The sequence below is a fragment of the Paenibacillus sp. FSL R5-0475 genome, assembly GCF_038004585.1.
GTDB lineage: Bacteria > Bacillota > Bacilli > Paenibacillales > Paenibacillaceae > Paenibacillus_AQ.
In genome coordinates this window covers 6,576,856-6,590,942 of the sequence record NZ_JBBORK010000001.1, presented here as the reverse complement: position 1 = coordinate 6,590,942, position 14,087 = coordinate 6,576,856, and the positions used below count along the sequence as shown (strand labels likewise).

The 14,087-nt window shown below is 44.3% G+C and carries 15 protein-coding genes; 7 read left to right on the top strand and 8 right to left on the bottom strand.

Annotated features, from left to right (window positions below):
• Positions 1 to 28: 28 nt before the first annotated feature.
• Positions 29 to 1,438, bottom strand: a complete 1,410-nt coding sequence (locus MKX41_RS29415) for a deoxyguanosinetriphosphate triphosphohydrolase family protein (RefSeq protein WP_339245170.1) — start codon at positions 1,436 to 1,438, stop codon at positions 29 to 31.
• A 188-nt stretch (positions 1,439 to 1,626) separates the two neighbouring features.
• Here MKX41_RS29415 and MKX41_RS29410 point away from each other — a divergent pair, with 188 nt between their 5' ends.
• The 4 genes from MKX41_RS29410 (at position 1,627) to MKX41_RS29395 (ending at position 4,438) form a co-directional block, all read left to right on the top strand.
• Complete coding sequence (locus MKX41_RS29410) at positions 1,627 to 1,932, top strand: hypothetical protein (protein ID WP_339269021.1); 306 nt, start codon at positions 1,627 to 1,629, stop codon at positions 1,930 to 1,932.
• Between the two features lie 42 nt (positions 1,933 to 1,974).
• The gene (locus tag MKX41_RS29405) at positions 1,975 to 2,598 is read left to right on the top strand and encodes a class F sortase (RefSeq protein WP_340974302.1); all 624 of its coding nucleotides are present in this window, start codon (positions 1,975 to 1,977) and stop codon (positions 2,596 to 2,598) included.
• A 166-nt stretch (positions 2,599 to 2,764) separates the two neighbouring features.
• Positions 2,765 to 3,400 carry a polysaccharide deacetylase family protein gene (locus MKX41_RS29400; RefSeq protein WP_231573388.1) on the top strand — a complete coding sequence of 212 codons (636 nt, stop codon included), beginning with the start codon at positions 2,765 to 2,767 and terminating at the stop codon, positions 3,398 to 3,400.
• Positions 3,401 to 3,466: 66 nt separating this feature from the next.
• On the top strand, positions 3,467 to 4,438 hold the full coding sequence (locus tag MKX41_RS29395; RefSeq protein ID WP_340974300.1) for a helix-turn-helix transcriptional regulator: 972 nt from the start codon (positions 3,467 to 3,469) through the stop codon (positions 4,436 to 4,438).
• A gap of 176 nt (positions 4,439 to 4,614) precedes the next feature.
• On the opposite strand, the gene modB is transcribed toward MKX41_RS29395, so the two are convergent.
• The 5 genes from modB to MKX41_RS29370 form a co-directional block, all read right to left on the bottom strand.
• Complete coding sequence (gene modB, locus MKX41_RS29390; protein WP_340974298.1) at positions 4,615 to 5,277, bottom strand: molybdate ABC transporter permease subunit; 663 nt, start codon at positions 5,275 to 5,277, stop codon at positions 4,615 to 4,617.
• A 35-nt stretch (positions 5,278 to 5,312) separates the two neighbouring features.
• The gene (gene modA, locus MKX41_RS29385) at positions 5,313 to 6,101 is read right to left on the bottom strand and encodes a molybdate ABC transporter substrate-binding protein (protein WP_340974297.1); all 789 of its coding nucleotides are present in this window, start codon (positions 6,099 to 6,101) and stop codon (positions 5,313 to 5,315) included.
• Between the two features lie 237 nt (positions 6,102 to 6,338).
• Entirely contained in the window at positions 6,339 to 7,304 is a 966-nt protein-coding gene (locus MKX41_RS29380) for a helix-turn-helix transcriptional regulator (protein ID WP_042185208.1), read from the bottom strand.
• Between the two features lie 199 nt (positions 7,305 to 7,503).
• On the bottom strand, positions 7,504 to 8,190 hold the full coding sequence (locus MKX41_RS29375) for a hypothetical protein (protein ID WP_042185207.1): 687 nt from the start codon (positions 8,188 to 8,190) through the stop codon (positions 7,504 to 7,506).
• A 191-nt stretch (positions 8,191 to 8,381) separates the two neighbouring features.
• Positions 8,382 to 9,068, bottom strand: coding sequence for a M50 family metallopeptidase (locus MKX41_RS29370; RefSeq protein ID WP_076283905.1), 687 nt, complete (start codon positions 9,066 to 9,068; stop codon positions 8,382 to 8,384).
• Positions 9,069 to 9,294: 226 nt separating this feature from the next.
• On the opposite strand from MKX41_RS29370, the gene MKX41_RS29365 reads away from it, so the two are divergent.
• Positions 9,295 to 9,762, top strand: a complete 468-nt coding sequence (locus tag MKX41_RS29365; protein ID WP_042185202.1) for a hypothetical protein — start codon at positions 9,295 to 9,297, stop codon at positions 9,760 to 9,762.
• Positions 9,763 to 9,811: 49 nt separating this feature from the next.
• Complete coding sequence (locus MKX41_RS29360; protein WP_042185200.1) at positions 9,812 to 10,516, top strand: AIM24 family protein; 705 nt, start codon at positions 9,812 to 9,814, stop codon at positions 10,514 to 10,516.
• 79 nt (positions 10,517 to 10,595) lie between these two features.
• Here the strand turns inward: MKX41_RS29360 and MKX41_RS29355 are convergent, their stop codons facing one another.
• The gene (locus tag MKX41_RS29355) at positions 10,596 to 11,051 is read right to left on the bottom strand and encodes a Dps family protein (protein ID WP_042185198.1); all 456 of its coding nucleotides are present in this window, start codon (positions 11,049 to 11,051) and stop codon (positions 10,596 to 10,598) included.
• A gap of 185 nt (positions 11,052 to 11,236) precedes the next feature.
• Complete coding sequence (locus MKX41_RS29350; protein ID WP_340974290.1) at positions 11,237 to 12,715, bottom strand: potassium/proton antiporter; 1,479 nt, start codon at positions 12,713 to 12,715, stop codon at positions 11,237 to 11,239.
• A 194-nt stretch (positions 12,716 to 12,909) separates the two neighbouring features.
• Here MKX41_RS29350 and MKX41_RS29345 point away from each other — a divergent pair, with 194 nt between their 5' ends.
• Positions 12,910 to 13,962 carry a GNAT family N-acetyltransferase gene (locus MKX41_RS29345; RefSeq protein WP_340974288.1) on the top strand — a complete coding sequence of 351 codons (1,053 nt, stop codon included), beginning with the start codon at positions 12,910 to 12,912 and terminating at the stop codon, positions 13,960 to 13,962.
• Positions 13,963 to 14,087: the final 125 nt, after the last annotated feature.

Sequence of the window (14,087 nt, the reverse complement as noted above, 5' to 3'; positions counted from 1 at the left end):
CTGGCCTTAACTTAATCTTCTGTTTTATCTAATCCAAGTCATAAATCGATCCGACTTTCAACCCGTATAGCTCATTGTATATTTTCTCAGCAAAGGCATCCGTCATCCCTGCGATATAATCAATCACCATATGTTCCCACGTCCAAATAGGATTCGCTTGTTTCTGATCCTTCTCAAAGCGTTGCAGCCAGTCCGATGGAATAATGGCTTTGGATGTCTGCGGATCAAGAAAAGCTCCCCATAGACGGCGCAGAATCCATTCACTACGTTTCTGAAGCCGCTGTACTCGTAAATCACGAATCATCGTGACCCAAGCGAAGCTCTTCAGCACACTTACGGTCCGTAGCATATCCTCATCTTCTTTTCCTTCCTTTATAAAGGTGACCTTCTTCCAGTCTCCATCAGGAATCACCCCAAGACTTGCGACAAAGGTGCTAACCCAATAAGCCTTAACTTCACGCCGAGTTCTGGAATAGTCGTTCTCGCAGGTTGGCATCTTTTCCATCCATACTCGAAGAAATGAACTAAGCACCTCTTCAACCTTAGCACGGATACCTTCCTCCTCCCAACCCTTCCAGAAGAAATCCTCTAACGTTGAAATTTTCTCTACGATCAGCCGCTGAATATAGGAATCATGCATAAAGTGTTCATGCACTTCAATCTTTCCAGCCTTAATTCCATCCTCCAAATCATGTGCAGAATAAGCGATATCGTCGCAAAGGTCCATCAGCTGAGCTTCCAACGTTTTCTTACCTGCTGGTATTCCCCACTCTTTGCGAATCTCCGAAATATATGCCCATTCGTGAAGGTACATTCCCTTCTTAAGTGAGGTACCGGGAAACGGATATTTATTTATTCCGAGAAGCACTGCATCCGACAGATTTAGTCCATCAATGTTCTCACGCTTCTCCAGAAACATAATCAGCCGATAATTATGAGCATTGCCTTCAAAATGCTCATAGCGCTGCTTCATCTGCTCATGAATGAGCAGCCTATCTGCACCCGTTGCTCCTGATTGCAGGGCAGCCTCATTCGTCTTCTTTTCAATAAGCTGGTCCAGAATGTTATCCAGTACCTCTTCCCCTTTATGCCCGAAAGGAGGATGACCAAAATCATGAGCAATGGCCGCGCATTCTACAACCTCTGGATCTATTACAAGTCCTGGGTTCTCCGCTTTACTTGTCTCCACCTCTGGATAAGATCTAAGCAGACTTTTCGCTGCCTCACGTGCAATCTGAGCGACTTCAAGTGAATGAGTTAGACGCGTCCGGTAATAATCACCCGTGCCAGCCCCGAACACTTGAGATTTGCCTTGCAGCCTACGAAAAGTAGGCGAATGAATCAAGCGTGAATAATCACGCTCATAAGCAGCTCTCGACGTTTCTAGGCGGGTAATTTCCGGATATTGCCGGTGTTCTCTTTTTTCAATAAGTGTCATATTCCCACCCCTAACCAAATGTCTATATATTGAACTTCATTATAAGGCATTTTCATAACAATTTTCACATCAAAATACAACGTTATCCCAATCCCAAACTGCAATGGAAGCAATCCACCAATCTAAAAGCAATTGAAATGGAGATATTAATCTTCGTAGGCAAAAAACATCTAGGAGGAATCCACTAAATGATAATGAAGAAATTGTCCGTAGCTCTTTTATCCACTTGCTTGATGCTATCCGTTGCTTCTGCGGCTTCTGCTTCTGCTGCACCAGCCGAAACGAAACATGAGAAAAAAGTACATGCTGAGAAAATGAAGAAAGAAAAAGAACATAAAATGCATGAAAAGAAAATGCATATGAAGAGCCACTCCACTAAAGGAATTCATGCAAAGAGCATGAAGGCTAAAAGCATTAACACTAAGAGCATTCACATGAAAGCAACAAAAATGCCAAAAACAGGCCATGGCGGTGCTAGCGAACAAACTGAATAGGGAGGATGAAAGAGGGGGAATCCCCTCTTTCTTTTCTTACACATGAAAAAATGGATATCTTCATTTATATTAACCTTCATCACTTTAACCACTGCCAGTTGTACTGACTCACATTCGCAGGAAAGCAGACCAGACACGAAGTCACTACAAACACAGCAGCAAGAAACGATAACTCCTACTAAAACTATTCAAAAGATCGATATTAAACCATCATTACCCAAACCTATCCTGCCTACTCAGCTTAGCATTCCAGCTATTAAAGTAAGCGCCAAAATAGAGACCGTTACATTGCTTCCAGATGGACAAATGGATGTCCCTAAGGATAGCAATATTGCAGGAATTCTGTACCCAGGAATATTACCAGGTGCTAAGGGAAATGTAATTTTAGACGGGCATGTGGATAGTTATATTGGTCCAGCTATTTTTTTCAACCTCAAAAAGCTTAAGCACGGTGATGAAATAACGGTATCCAATGCGGACGGGCGAAAACTAACTTATATTGTAGAATCTGTAGAAATCTTCACCACTGCTGAAGCACCCTTGGAACGAATTTTTGGAAAGTCTACTGAAGCCAGAATGAATCTTATTACTTGTACAGGGAGATATAGCAGAAAGAAGAAAGAACATGAAAAAAGGCTGATTGTCTTTACAAAACTGAAACTATGAATATTTTGACCCTCCAAAGGAGCATTCTAAAATAAAAAAAACAGGTGAATTCATGAAAACTAGCAGCAAAATTATGATGACTACCCTCTCTCTCTTGTTATGCTTCACGAACTCCGCTCTAGGTAGCCCGAGCAAGAACCGCGACTACTACGAAAAAAGAGGAGACATGATTTGGGAAGTACATACTAACCAAAAAGTGATTGCATTAACGTTTGATGACGGTCCTGACCCTTCTGAAACCGATCAAATATTAAAGGTATTGAGTCAATATCATGCGAAATGCACCTTCTTTGCCATAGGAAAAAGAATTGCAGCGTATCCAGATGTGGCGAAACGAGTCATTTCCGAAGGACATGAATTAGCTAACCATACCTACAATCACGTCTATTTTAGAAAACCTATTAATAAAGCCCAGTTTGAGCGGGAGCTTAATTTAACCGAAGAAGAAATCATAAAGGTTTCTGGAAAGCATAGTGCTTTGTTCAGACCCCCGGGTGGCATGTATGACGAGACACTAGTTGATACTTCAAATAACATGGGCCTAAAGCCTATTTTATGGTCCTGGCATCAAGATACACGTGACTGGAATCGCCCTGGCGTGCAGAGTATCGCGAACAAGGTTATTCGAAATGCACATAACGGTGACATCGTCCTGTTTCATGATCATGTGCATGGACAATCCCAAACCAGGGAAGCGCTCAAAATTATTTTGCCGGAATTAGAAAAGCAAGGTTTTCGATTTGTCACCGTTTCAGAATTAATCAAATTATCCAATACACAGCAGGCAGGTAAAGCACAATAGCCTAATTGCACAGGACTTCAAAATAAGGTAGTCTTGTCCTATTATGAAGTTCTGGAGGCTTTTGTCATGTCTGATAACACATCCTATACGACTGAGGAAATTGCCCGTTTACTGAAGATCTCGAAATTAAAAGTATATGATCTGATTAAAAAAGGGGAGCTTCCCTCCTACCGTGTAGGAAAACAGATGCGTGTGGATCAATCCGATTTAGAAGCCTACAAACAGAATGCTCGAAGTGGCATGACCCTATCGACATCGCCGCTGACTTTTGCTGGAGCAAATCTAACACAAGTTGCCACACATTCTGGCCAATTTAATAGTAAAGCTACAGGACACAGCCTCGTGATTACGGGTCAGGATATGTCACTCGATATTCTAGCCACCTATTTGGAGCGTTGCCTGCCCACTGAGCGCCCTCTTCGTTCTTACGCTGGCAGTCTAGATAGTCTGATTGCCATGTATCAGGGCGAATCGGACATCGTCAGTACGCATCTGCTCGACGGGGATACTGGAGAATATAACCTTCCCTATATTCGTAAAATCCTTGTAGGCTTCTCTTATGTTGTAGTGCGTCTGTTGACCCGAAGTGCAGGATTGTATGTTCAAAAGGGAAATCCTAAAGGTCTTCATGAATGGTCTCATCTGCAACAGGATGGACTTACACTGATTAATAGAGAACGAGGCGCTGGTGCACGTGTGTTATTGGATGAGCAACTCCGATTGCACGGCATTCCTGCCGCAAGCCTATCTGGATATGCGCAGGAGGAGAATAGTCATTTGGCAGTCGCTGGTAAAGTGGCACGAGGGGAAGCTGATGTGGCCATCGGTACCGAGAAAGCTGCTCAGATTGTCGATGGCATTGATTTCATTCCCTTGATTCAGGAGTCTTACGATCTAGTGATGCTTAAGAAACCGGAGCATGAGCAATGGATCGCCACCGTGATTAATATTTTACGCTCGCCAGCCTTTCAAAGTGAGCTTGGGTCCATTCACGGATATGATCTCACGGAAATCGGGACGATTATTTACGAAACCTGATAGTCACAGGCTTGCTTCTTATTAAAGAGGTTTTGTTTTAACGGTGCGTTTCTAAAGAAAAAAAAAACCTAGTCCATCCCAGGTTACTCCTGGATGGGCTAGGTTTTTTTAAATTTATCAAGATTTCCAATCGACATTCCCACTGAAGTCAGCGGAGCGATCTCACTCGAGCATAATTAAGTACGCCGGTTCACAAACATCAACATCACAGCAGACATAACAATAATGGAGCACACCCACATCCAAGCAAGGGTCATGTTGCCGCCATCCACCGCGACATAGATCGCTGTAGGTACAGTCTGCGTGCGGCCAGGAATATTTCCAGCTACCATGATCGTTGCGCCAAATTCTCCTAAACCGCGGGCAAAACCTAGAACATACCCAGCAGCGAGTGACCGACCTGCAAGGGGCAATGTGACATAACGCAGTACCTGCAGTTCGCTCGCTCCCTGCGCACGCGCCGCATCCTCAAGATCCGCTTCCACGCCTTCAAAGCCCGCCTTCACCGTACGGTAAACGAGAGGAAAAGCTACGACAACCGCGGCGATAACCGCAACCCCCCATGTAAAAAGGATCGTATGCTCCGTCATTTGTTCATACCATCTGCCAATCCAGCTGCGACGACCTAAGACGACCAATAATACAAATCCGACAACTGTCGGCGGCAATACGAGAGGAAGAAGCATTACAGTCTCAACCAAGCTATAACCAGGAAATTTCCGACCCGCCATAGCCTTGGCCGCGGCCGTTGCAAGAATAAATACAATGATGCTGGTAATTACAGAAATTTTAACGGAAAGCCATACCGGGGCGAAGAAATCAGTCCAATTTATTTCCATCCTTATTCACCCCGCTTCTACTCATGATTTCTTATTTAAGAAAGCAAGAAGCCATAGCTTGCAAAAATATCACTAGCCTCTTTGCTTTGAAGATAATTGTAAAATTCTTTAGCTTCCTTCTGATTCTTCGAATCCTTCACGATACCCGCCGGATAATTAATGGCTTTGTGAACATGCGGGCCTACAGTAAGGGCAATCTTCGTCTTTTTTGAAGTCAATGCATCTGTCTTATATACAAAGCCTGCATCGACATTCCCCGTTTCGACGTAAGACAGAACCTGACGTACATCCTTCGCAAATACAAGTTTGTTTTGCAGCGTATCCCATACCTTCTTCGCAGTTAACGATTGCTGAGCATATTGCCCAGCGGGCACAGATTCAGGCTGCCCTACCGCTACCTTCTTAAAGGATTTATCCGTAAGTTGAGTGATTGTATTTAATGAAGCTTTTGAATTCGAAGGTACGACTAGAACCAACTGATTCTTAAGCAGAACCTTATGGTCAGAGATCAGTCCAGCATCCACTAACGCATTCATCTGTTTATCCCCTGCAGAGAAGAACAGATCAGCCGGAGCACCCTGCTCAATCTGCTTCTGTAATGTTCCAGATGCAGCATAATTAAAGACCAAATCAATATCGGGATGCTTCTTCTCATAGAGAAGCGCCATTTTATCTAAGCTATCTTGCAAGCTGGCTGCAGCGGATACTATAATCTCTGTCTTCTTGGCGGCTGCCTCTACCTCCAACCCTGCGCCCGCAGATAAATTCACAACCAAAAAAATTGCTAATACACCAAAGATCCTGACTGACCATTTCTTAAACATTTCCATTCCTCCCATTTTCACATGTATATATGTAGATGCTATTCTAGCATACGTTTTTTCGATTTTCTATAGATTGAGTTGTGTTTGGATATGTTTAGTTATATATTGTTATAATTAGATAGTTAGAAATGAGTATCTTGGACTTACTCGCAAAAAAAGGATGCCACCGGCAACCATTTAAATGGTTGCTCAAGCACCCCATCTTTCGAATTGAACGAAGGTCAAATGAGCGTATCACTATTTATAGTGCGAACTCCATTTTTCCAACTGCTGCCTGATTACTTCACGATAATAGTACGGTTCAATGATTTCCGCTTCCTCTTCGAATCTCTTAATCCAGCGGACAAATCCTATATCTTGTTCCACGGCAACCTTAAAGTGAAAACATCTAGATTGACGATCCACTTTACTTGGCTTAAAAGGCAATTCGTCCTTCTTAATTCCTTCCATTACCCGTTCCGAGAATTTCACTTTGAATTCTACCTGTAAACTATCCCTATCGAGTGACCATTTCTGCTTCATAAAGGCTTGCACATCAAACGCTTCCTTCGAAAAAAAACGATTTAATGGCTTCACATTAGAAAAATCGTTGATATGATATGTACGAATAACACCCTGACGATGACAAAATCCAATGAGATGAAAACGACTTTCCAGCGGGACCAGACAATAAGGATCAATGGTGATCCCTTTCTCTTCTAATGCATTCTCACTATAATTCGCTTGAATACTCTTTTGCTTTAATAAAGCCTCCAGGATCGGAGTAAGAAATGAGTGTTGTTCCATATGCGAACTGCTTCTTTCTGCCCACCCCACCCCTACTTCTCTTCTTGCACGTTCTATTGTTTCTTCTCTCTCCGCCTTACGTTTATATTCAGCTGCGACTACTTTTTCATACGCGCTTTCAAAATCTATGGGTAATGCTGGTTTTATATCTTCCATAATATAGCGTAATTGCGAAAATGCGTTTGCTTCTTCTTCCGACCAATCCAAGGGATAGAGTGCAAAATTCCCAATAAAAGCATAACCTTTTCCATGCCCCAGGTGGGTTATGGGAATATGCATGGCGCTAAGCGCGTCCATATCCCGGTAAATCGTTCTCTCGCTGTTGCCGCAGCGTTCCGCCAATTCGCGGGCTAATATCCCTGGCTTGGCTTGAACAAGTGTAATAATGCGCATCAGTCGGATTAATCGGTCTGTCATATTCAGTTCCCCTTGATTTATGGTTAAATAGACCCATTATTTTATGAAAAAAAGTAAAATTGTGATAGAACTTTTTTACTATGTTACCACATTTTATATTACAATTCTTCTTATAATTTTCCGCCGAATCCGCTGAAAAATCCAATTTATGTATAGGTCTTTTTTCGCTTATGTGCATCCTCGTGCAGTGAGTCCTATATTAAATTCCACCAACGGCTTTACTTCGTTGCTGATGCTCGAACCCGATCTGTTTATACAACATTTCAGCCTCTTTAAGCAGCAAAGGATCTCCAGAGCGTACTGCGAGTAGCAACATCTTATCCGCATGTCGATTGAGCATTTCGTGAGCTTCACTATGCTGGCCTTTACTTCGTAGTGCCTCTGCTGCTTCAACCGTTTCAGCCGTCTTCAACAATTCCAGATGCTTCTCAACATAAAAGCAGCAAGTATCGCTCAGAATGCGCGTATGATGCGCGTACTCCAGCTCAAGTACCTTCACGGGAAGTTCACGAACACGCTCTACGGTTGGTTTTTTATACTTCCACTGTAGGGATAATGCTTCATATTTACCTGCTACAGAACTAGAAGTAGTGAACTCCAATCCTATGAATTTGCGTTGTCCTGTTTTTATTTTTCCAAGCTTAAGCAAGAGTGAATTCCCTTCTCCAGCCTCCATTTCACATCCATAACAGCGCTTAAAAGTTACATGTGGCTCAAGCCAAACTCGTAGTTCAATATCACGTGCAACCACTTTGTGGCTGCTTGGTCGGCTATTTTCTGAAGGCAAATTTCCTTTCCATTCGACAAGTAAAACAACATCCCGATTTCCACCTGCAAAAATACGATCTTGACCCCACGTAAATATAGGAGTAATACTTTCCATCATATTTTCCACCTCTTTCTTTTTTTGGGTCTTCTATTAATGTACCAATAATGGCGGACAACTCCATGTCATGGAATGTATGTTCGGTTCTATATTATCGACAAAAAAAGAGCCATTCTACATACTAAGTAGACTGACTCTCGCAAAAACAGCCCCTTTTGTCTGTTTATGACGAAAATTTTATGTTTTTAACTTTAACGACTCTGAAGTTTAGGCTGCACTCGCTCCCGCTTAAAAAATAGTCCCAGCGCCCATTTGGCGCAAAGCAGAGAAAATATAAAAAATAGGACTGCCCAAAATATGGCCGGCACCGATGTCATCCTTGCCAGGTTACTGGCATCTCCCGCACGAGATGGGGATACAACGGCCGCATATACGAGAAATAAACTTCCCATTACAGACTCTTCCAAGGTCAAAAAAGCTAATAACAAATAATAATATTTGCTGGCCTTTTTCCACACCACCAGCATTAAAACATTCAGTGCAATAAACCCGCCTAACCACATCATTCCGAAGCTTCCCCGCACGTACATTACCAGCATAATCAATGCTACTGTAGTAGCTAATATAAGTCCCCAATCATGCCGTCCTTTACTGTAGAGATAGAAGAGCAGCAATGCGAATAAGGAAGCAAGCACATACCCGGATAGCGACACCAGTATCGCTCTGCCTCCATCTTGAATGGCTGAATAGGTGACCCCACTATGATTCGCGTATAGCTCAATCCGCAGCACACTGCCAGACAGCAGTAAAGTCACCAGCGCATGACCAAATTCATGAATCATCGTGTCCAAATTCCGAAACAAAGATGAGAATGGAATCAACCTCGTCAAAAAAGCAGATCCGACCAAAAATAACATTGTCTTAAGCCATTTATTCATTCCGCAGCAGCCCCTTTCCGTCCAAAGTATACGATAAATAGTCCCTCTTCTCAATCATGTTGAGCACAGCCAAATCGTTCTTTACAAGGAAGTGTAACCTCACTTCAAACAGGCAAATATTACTGACCCAAGAAGCCCTATTCACGTTTAGCGTACGCTGTCAGAAGCTGTCAAGCTGTGTTAAAATAAAAGAAATACAAGCCTAAATTGGGTGGTGATTATATAGATGAAACAACGTAAATACCGTAAATATCTACAGCTGTTATGTTCGCTCCTGCTTCTGCTGACTCTTTCCATATCTCTTCCGGCCCCAGTAGCACAAGCCAATATATTCAGTGATATCTATAATGGATTCAAAAGCTTCTCTGAGCTTCCAAATGAAGTCAATGAATTGAAAGAAGGATTTCAGCAGACAGCTGAAGAGCTACAACAGGCGAAGGATAAGCTTACGAATACCATGCAGGAAATGGAGGCCTACCGGACACAGAACGAAGCCCTTCAGGAGCAGAATCGCCAACTAACGCAGATGGTTGATGAGTTGCAAAATGACCGGACGGCACGCGAAGAATATTATCATAAAATCAAAGTGACTATTTTTACGGGGATTGGTCTAATTCTGGGGTATTTTATACTCATCCGTATTGTTCGTTTCAGCATGCTTCACCGTTCTAGAAAAGGAGACCGCCTGCGCTAATCTTGAACATTCAGTAAAGATCACGTCTACAGCATGAGGGAGATGAAAAATGAACATCGATGTCCAAGATGAAAGCGACAGCGGGAGCGGACAAGCCGTAGCCTTCACCCTTGGGGAGAAGGAAGAGGTTCATGTGCTGCACCCACAACAAATTATCGCTTATCAAGGGCCTGCCACTGGACGGGCAGACAGATTTATGGATGTAAAGGGCATCTATCGCAAGCGAAAACTGATTCGTTCGGATATGTCTGGCCCTTGCCATTTTGTCGCCGCCCTTCCACCAGGTTATCGGGTAAAGATTCTGCAGCTTGATGGAAAGAGCGATTTATTGTACGACTTTAAACATCTCTTCTTCTACAGCAAGGGAGTTACGATGGATACACGAGTGCTAAGTATGAAGAATGTGCTCGTTACACGAGATATTGTGAAAGTGAAATTTACGGGTAACGGCATCATTGGTATATTGACTGAAGGTACGGTATGTGAAGCTGAGCTTCATCCTTACAATCCGCTCTATGTGGATGCAGGCAGCATTATTGCCTATCCTGAGAATGCGAAGCTGGAGCTTACCGTTTACGGCAACCATTTAGCTAGCCAGCATATGAGTTATCATTGGAAGATGACGGGCCACGGCCCTGTGTTGTTTCAAGCCGGACGCCAGAATCGCCGATTTGAAAGAGATAATAACGATGATGGAATTATTAAACGATTTCTGCGCGAAGCCGTGCCATTTGGTGGAGTATTTATTAAATAGAATGCTTCAAAAAAAGAGCGCCATGCGTTAACCATACGCAGGCGCTCTTTGTGTATTCTATCCCTATAAGGATGTTGTCTTAACCGATAAAGGCATTCAGCATCCAAGCATGTTTCTCAATGCTGCTTCTGATGCCAATCAGCAGATCCGCAGTTGGTTGATCGCTCAATTCTTCAGCAGTAGCAATTGCATCTTGCAGTTCTTTAGCAACAGTCTTAAAGTCTCTCACGAGCTCAAGTACCATACCTTTAGCATCTTCGCCGCCGCGAGCTTCTTGTAAGTCGGACAATTCAAGATATTGCTTCATTGTGGAGGCTGGTTGTCCACCAATAGAAAGCAAACGCTCAGCCAAATCATCTGCATAACCCGCAGCTTCATTGTATAGCTCTTCAAACTTCTCATGCAGTGTGAAGAATTGAGATCCGCTAACATACCAGTGATAATGATGAAGCTTTACCCCGAGCAGGAACCAGTTCGCAGTTTGGCGGTTCAAAGCAGCTTGCAGTTCAGTATGGTTCTTTAATTGTGTTGTCATTAATAAAACCTCCTATGGTTCATTTATTATAATTGTATTTAGACTCGTTCTAAATCTATATACAATTTAACACACTCTTTCGTGTTTTGCAACTATTCTGGAGATTATATGTTGTGCCGATTCTAGCACAGCTTATGTTATGAAGCCTATTATGTGTGTCACACTTTGGTAAAAGAGTCTCTTCTCTAGATTAAAGAAACATCCTCCTCCGCGGTCTTTCCTTTCCTGCTGCGGAAGAAAGCCCTCATCTCATCACGCTTACTCTTCGGACTTAGGACATACACAGTATCCCCAGGCTCAATAACAGTACTTCCATGCGGAGTGACAATCTTTTTATTGCGGATAATTGCCGTAAATAAGATATCATCTGGCAGACCTATTTCTGAAATCATCTGTCCAGCAATGGACATATAAGGGTTAATTCCAATATGGTTAAACTCCGAATCTGTCTTGCCAAGAGCAACCAGCTCCATCAGGGAAGGCTGATCTGAATCTTCTTGCCCCACAAGCTTCAATCGGGATGCTAGCGGGGAAATACTAGTTCCCTGAATCACCGCCGAGGTCAGTACGACAAAGAATACAACATTAAAGAATAGTCGTCCGTGAGGCAGATCAGCCAGCAGCGGATAAGTTGCTAACACAATCGGAACGGCTCCACGAAGTCCGGCCCAAGAAATCAAAGTCTTCTCGCGGATCGTAAATTTGGAAAAGTGCAGGCTTATAAATACACCGATTGGTCTAGCTACAACCATCAGAATGACGGATAACAAGATACCTTGCCATGCCACTTCCGCCAGCTCCTGTGGAAATACTAACAAACCAAGCAGTATGAACATAAATATTTGCATCATCCAAGCAAAACCATGACTAAAATTCATAATGGTACGGTGATACATTAGCTCGGAATTCCCAAGCGTAAGGCCCATAACATAAACAGCCAGCAGCCCGCTGCTATGTACCCATGCTGATAAACCATAGGTCAGAACAGCAAAGCCAATCGCCATTACTGGATAAAGACCTGTAGAATCCAGGTTAATTCGATTGATACAGAAAACTGCGATCTTCCCCAGCACAAAACCCAGTACTAAGCCAATGCCCATCTCCCATATAAAAGACAACAGCAGCCCCCATATCGCCATATCCGGATGCTGTATCCATTCGATTAGCGAGACTGTCAAGAATACCGCCATTGGATCGTTGCTTCCTGATTCTGCTTCTAACGTCGAGGTCAGACGTTTATCAATGTTCTTACCGCCAAGTACCGAGAAGACTGCAGCCGCATCTGTCGATCCAACGATCGCTCCAAACAGAAAGCTTTCTGGCCATGACACATCAAGGATCAGCTTAGCGAATACCCCTACAATGGCTGTCGTCATGATTACGCCTACCGTTGATAAGGATAATGCCGGCCGAATAACAGGTTTAATATCCTTAATATTCGTCTGCATGCCACCTTCGAATAATATGACAACCAATGCGAAGATCCCGGCCATTTGCGTTAAGGAAGCATTGTTAAAAAAAACAAATTGGCTTAGCACCATCCCCGCAGCAAGAAACAGCACTAAAGCTGGCATTCCAAATTTAGTGGAGAACTTGGTGGAAAATACGCCTACAAGCAGGAGTGCTGCCAGTAATAATATAATATTATCTGCAAGTTGGGACACCGATTATTCACTTCCCTTTCTCTTCTAGCTTTAAAATATAAGAAGCTTCCTTATTTATGTACTTTATTACCCTTTTCGATATCCTTTTGAGACATTGAATAATATAAACAAGATTGGAGATTTCATTCCCCGGGCCTTATACTTTATGTAAATGCTTTCTCCCCATCGTGTGTACATATAGGAGGTTGAATGTTATGCAATTGAGATTAATTAAACCTGCGGAGCTAGACCAAGCGGCTCTGCTCGCAGATTCTGTCTTTCGTGAACCGGGTGCCACTTCAATGAAAGAACTGTTTCCACTTATTTTCCGTCCTGGGCTCAGTCATTCCTACGCGGCTATTGCCGATGACGGAACGGTTGCTGCTTTCATGGGGCTCGTACCCTCCACGATCAAGACTGGAGATGCTTTCCTGAATGTATTCTCCATAGGTGCTGTCTGCACCGATCCCGCTTTTCGGGGCCAAGGACTGGCGGGCCAACTTCTACAGCTATGCCAGAGTCACGCTGCCGAGGCCGAGGCATCACTGATTTTTGTCTCGGGTGATCGTTCGCTATACACCCGAGCTGGGTGCGTACCGTTCGGAGGTACGCAATTTGCCGAGCTGAACGCAAGCTCAGCTCAGGCTCTTGCAGCCGCAGCAGGAGAAGAATGGACGCTGCGGCCAATGCAGCCGGGCGACTTCTTCGCCGTCTACCGGCTGCTCAATGAACGGGAAGCCGGACATGTATATAGTCCGGGTGAGCTGGCGCTGCTGCTGGGGACCGAGGCTTACGCGGGTGTGATGGGCTTAGCCCAGCGCACACTCGTAGCCGTTCGGGACGGCAGCATCGAGGGGTTCGCCGCAGTGGCTGTGCCCGCGGCTGCGGACGTACCAGCGCCGAACGCGGCGACGGCGGTGGAATGGGCCGGCCAGCCGAGCGCGGTAGCGGCATTGCTGACCAAGGCGGCCTTGTGCGGCGGCGTTGGCACGCTGCAAGTGCCTGTGCCGTGGCAGGAGCGCGGCTTGCTCGCGCTCCTGCGGGACGCCGGCGCCAGCTTAAGCGGCGGCGCGAACAGCGGGACGGTCTGCATCGCAGACCGGGAAGCGCTATTGCGGCAGACCGAAGGCTGCCGCAAGGGCCTCGACTTGTCGTCCGTGCAGGACGACAAGGAGCTGATCTCGCTGCTCTTTGATCCAGCGAGATCAGAGGATTCGGATGCTATTACTTTGCCTTTGCCGTATATGTCTGGACTTCGTTTCATTTAACGGATTTAAACAAGAATAAACGGAAGCCGTCCTTTTAAGGACGGCTTCCGTTTATTGTACGATGCTCCTAATTCCGCATGGTGTCTCTGCCGTGAGCTACTTGGTGTATTTTGCAGGTTATTTAG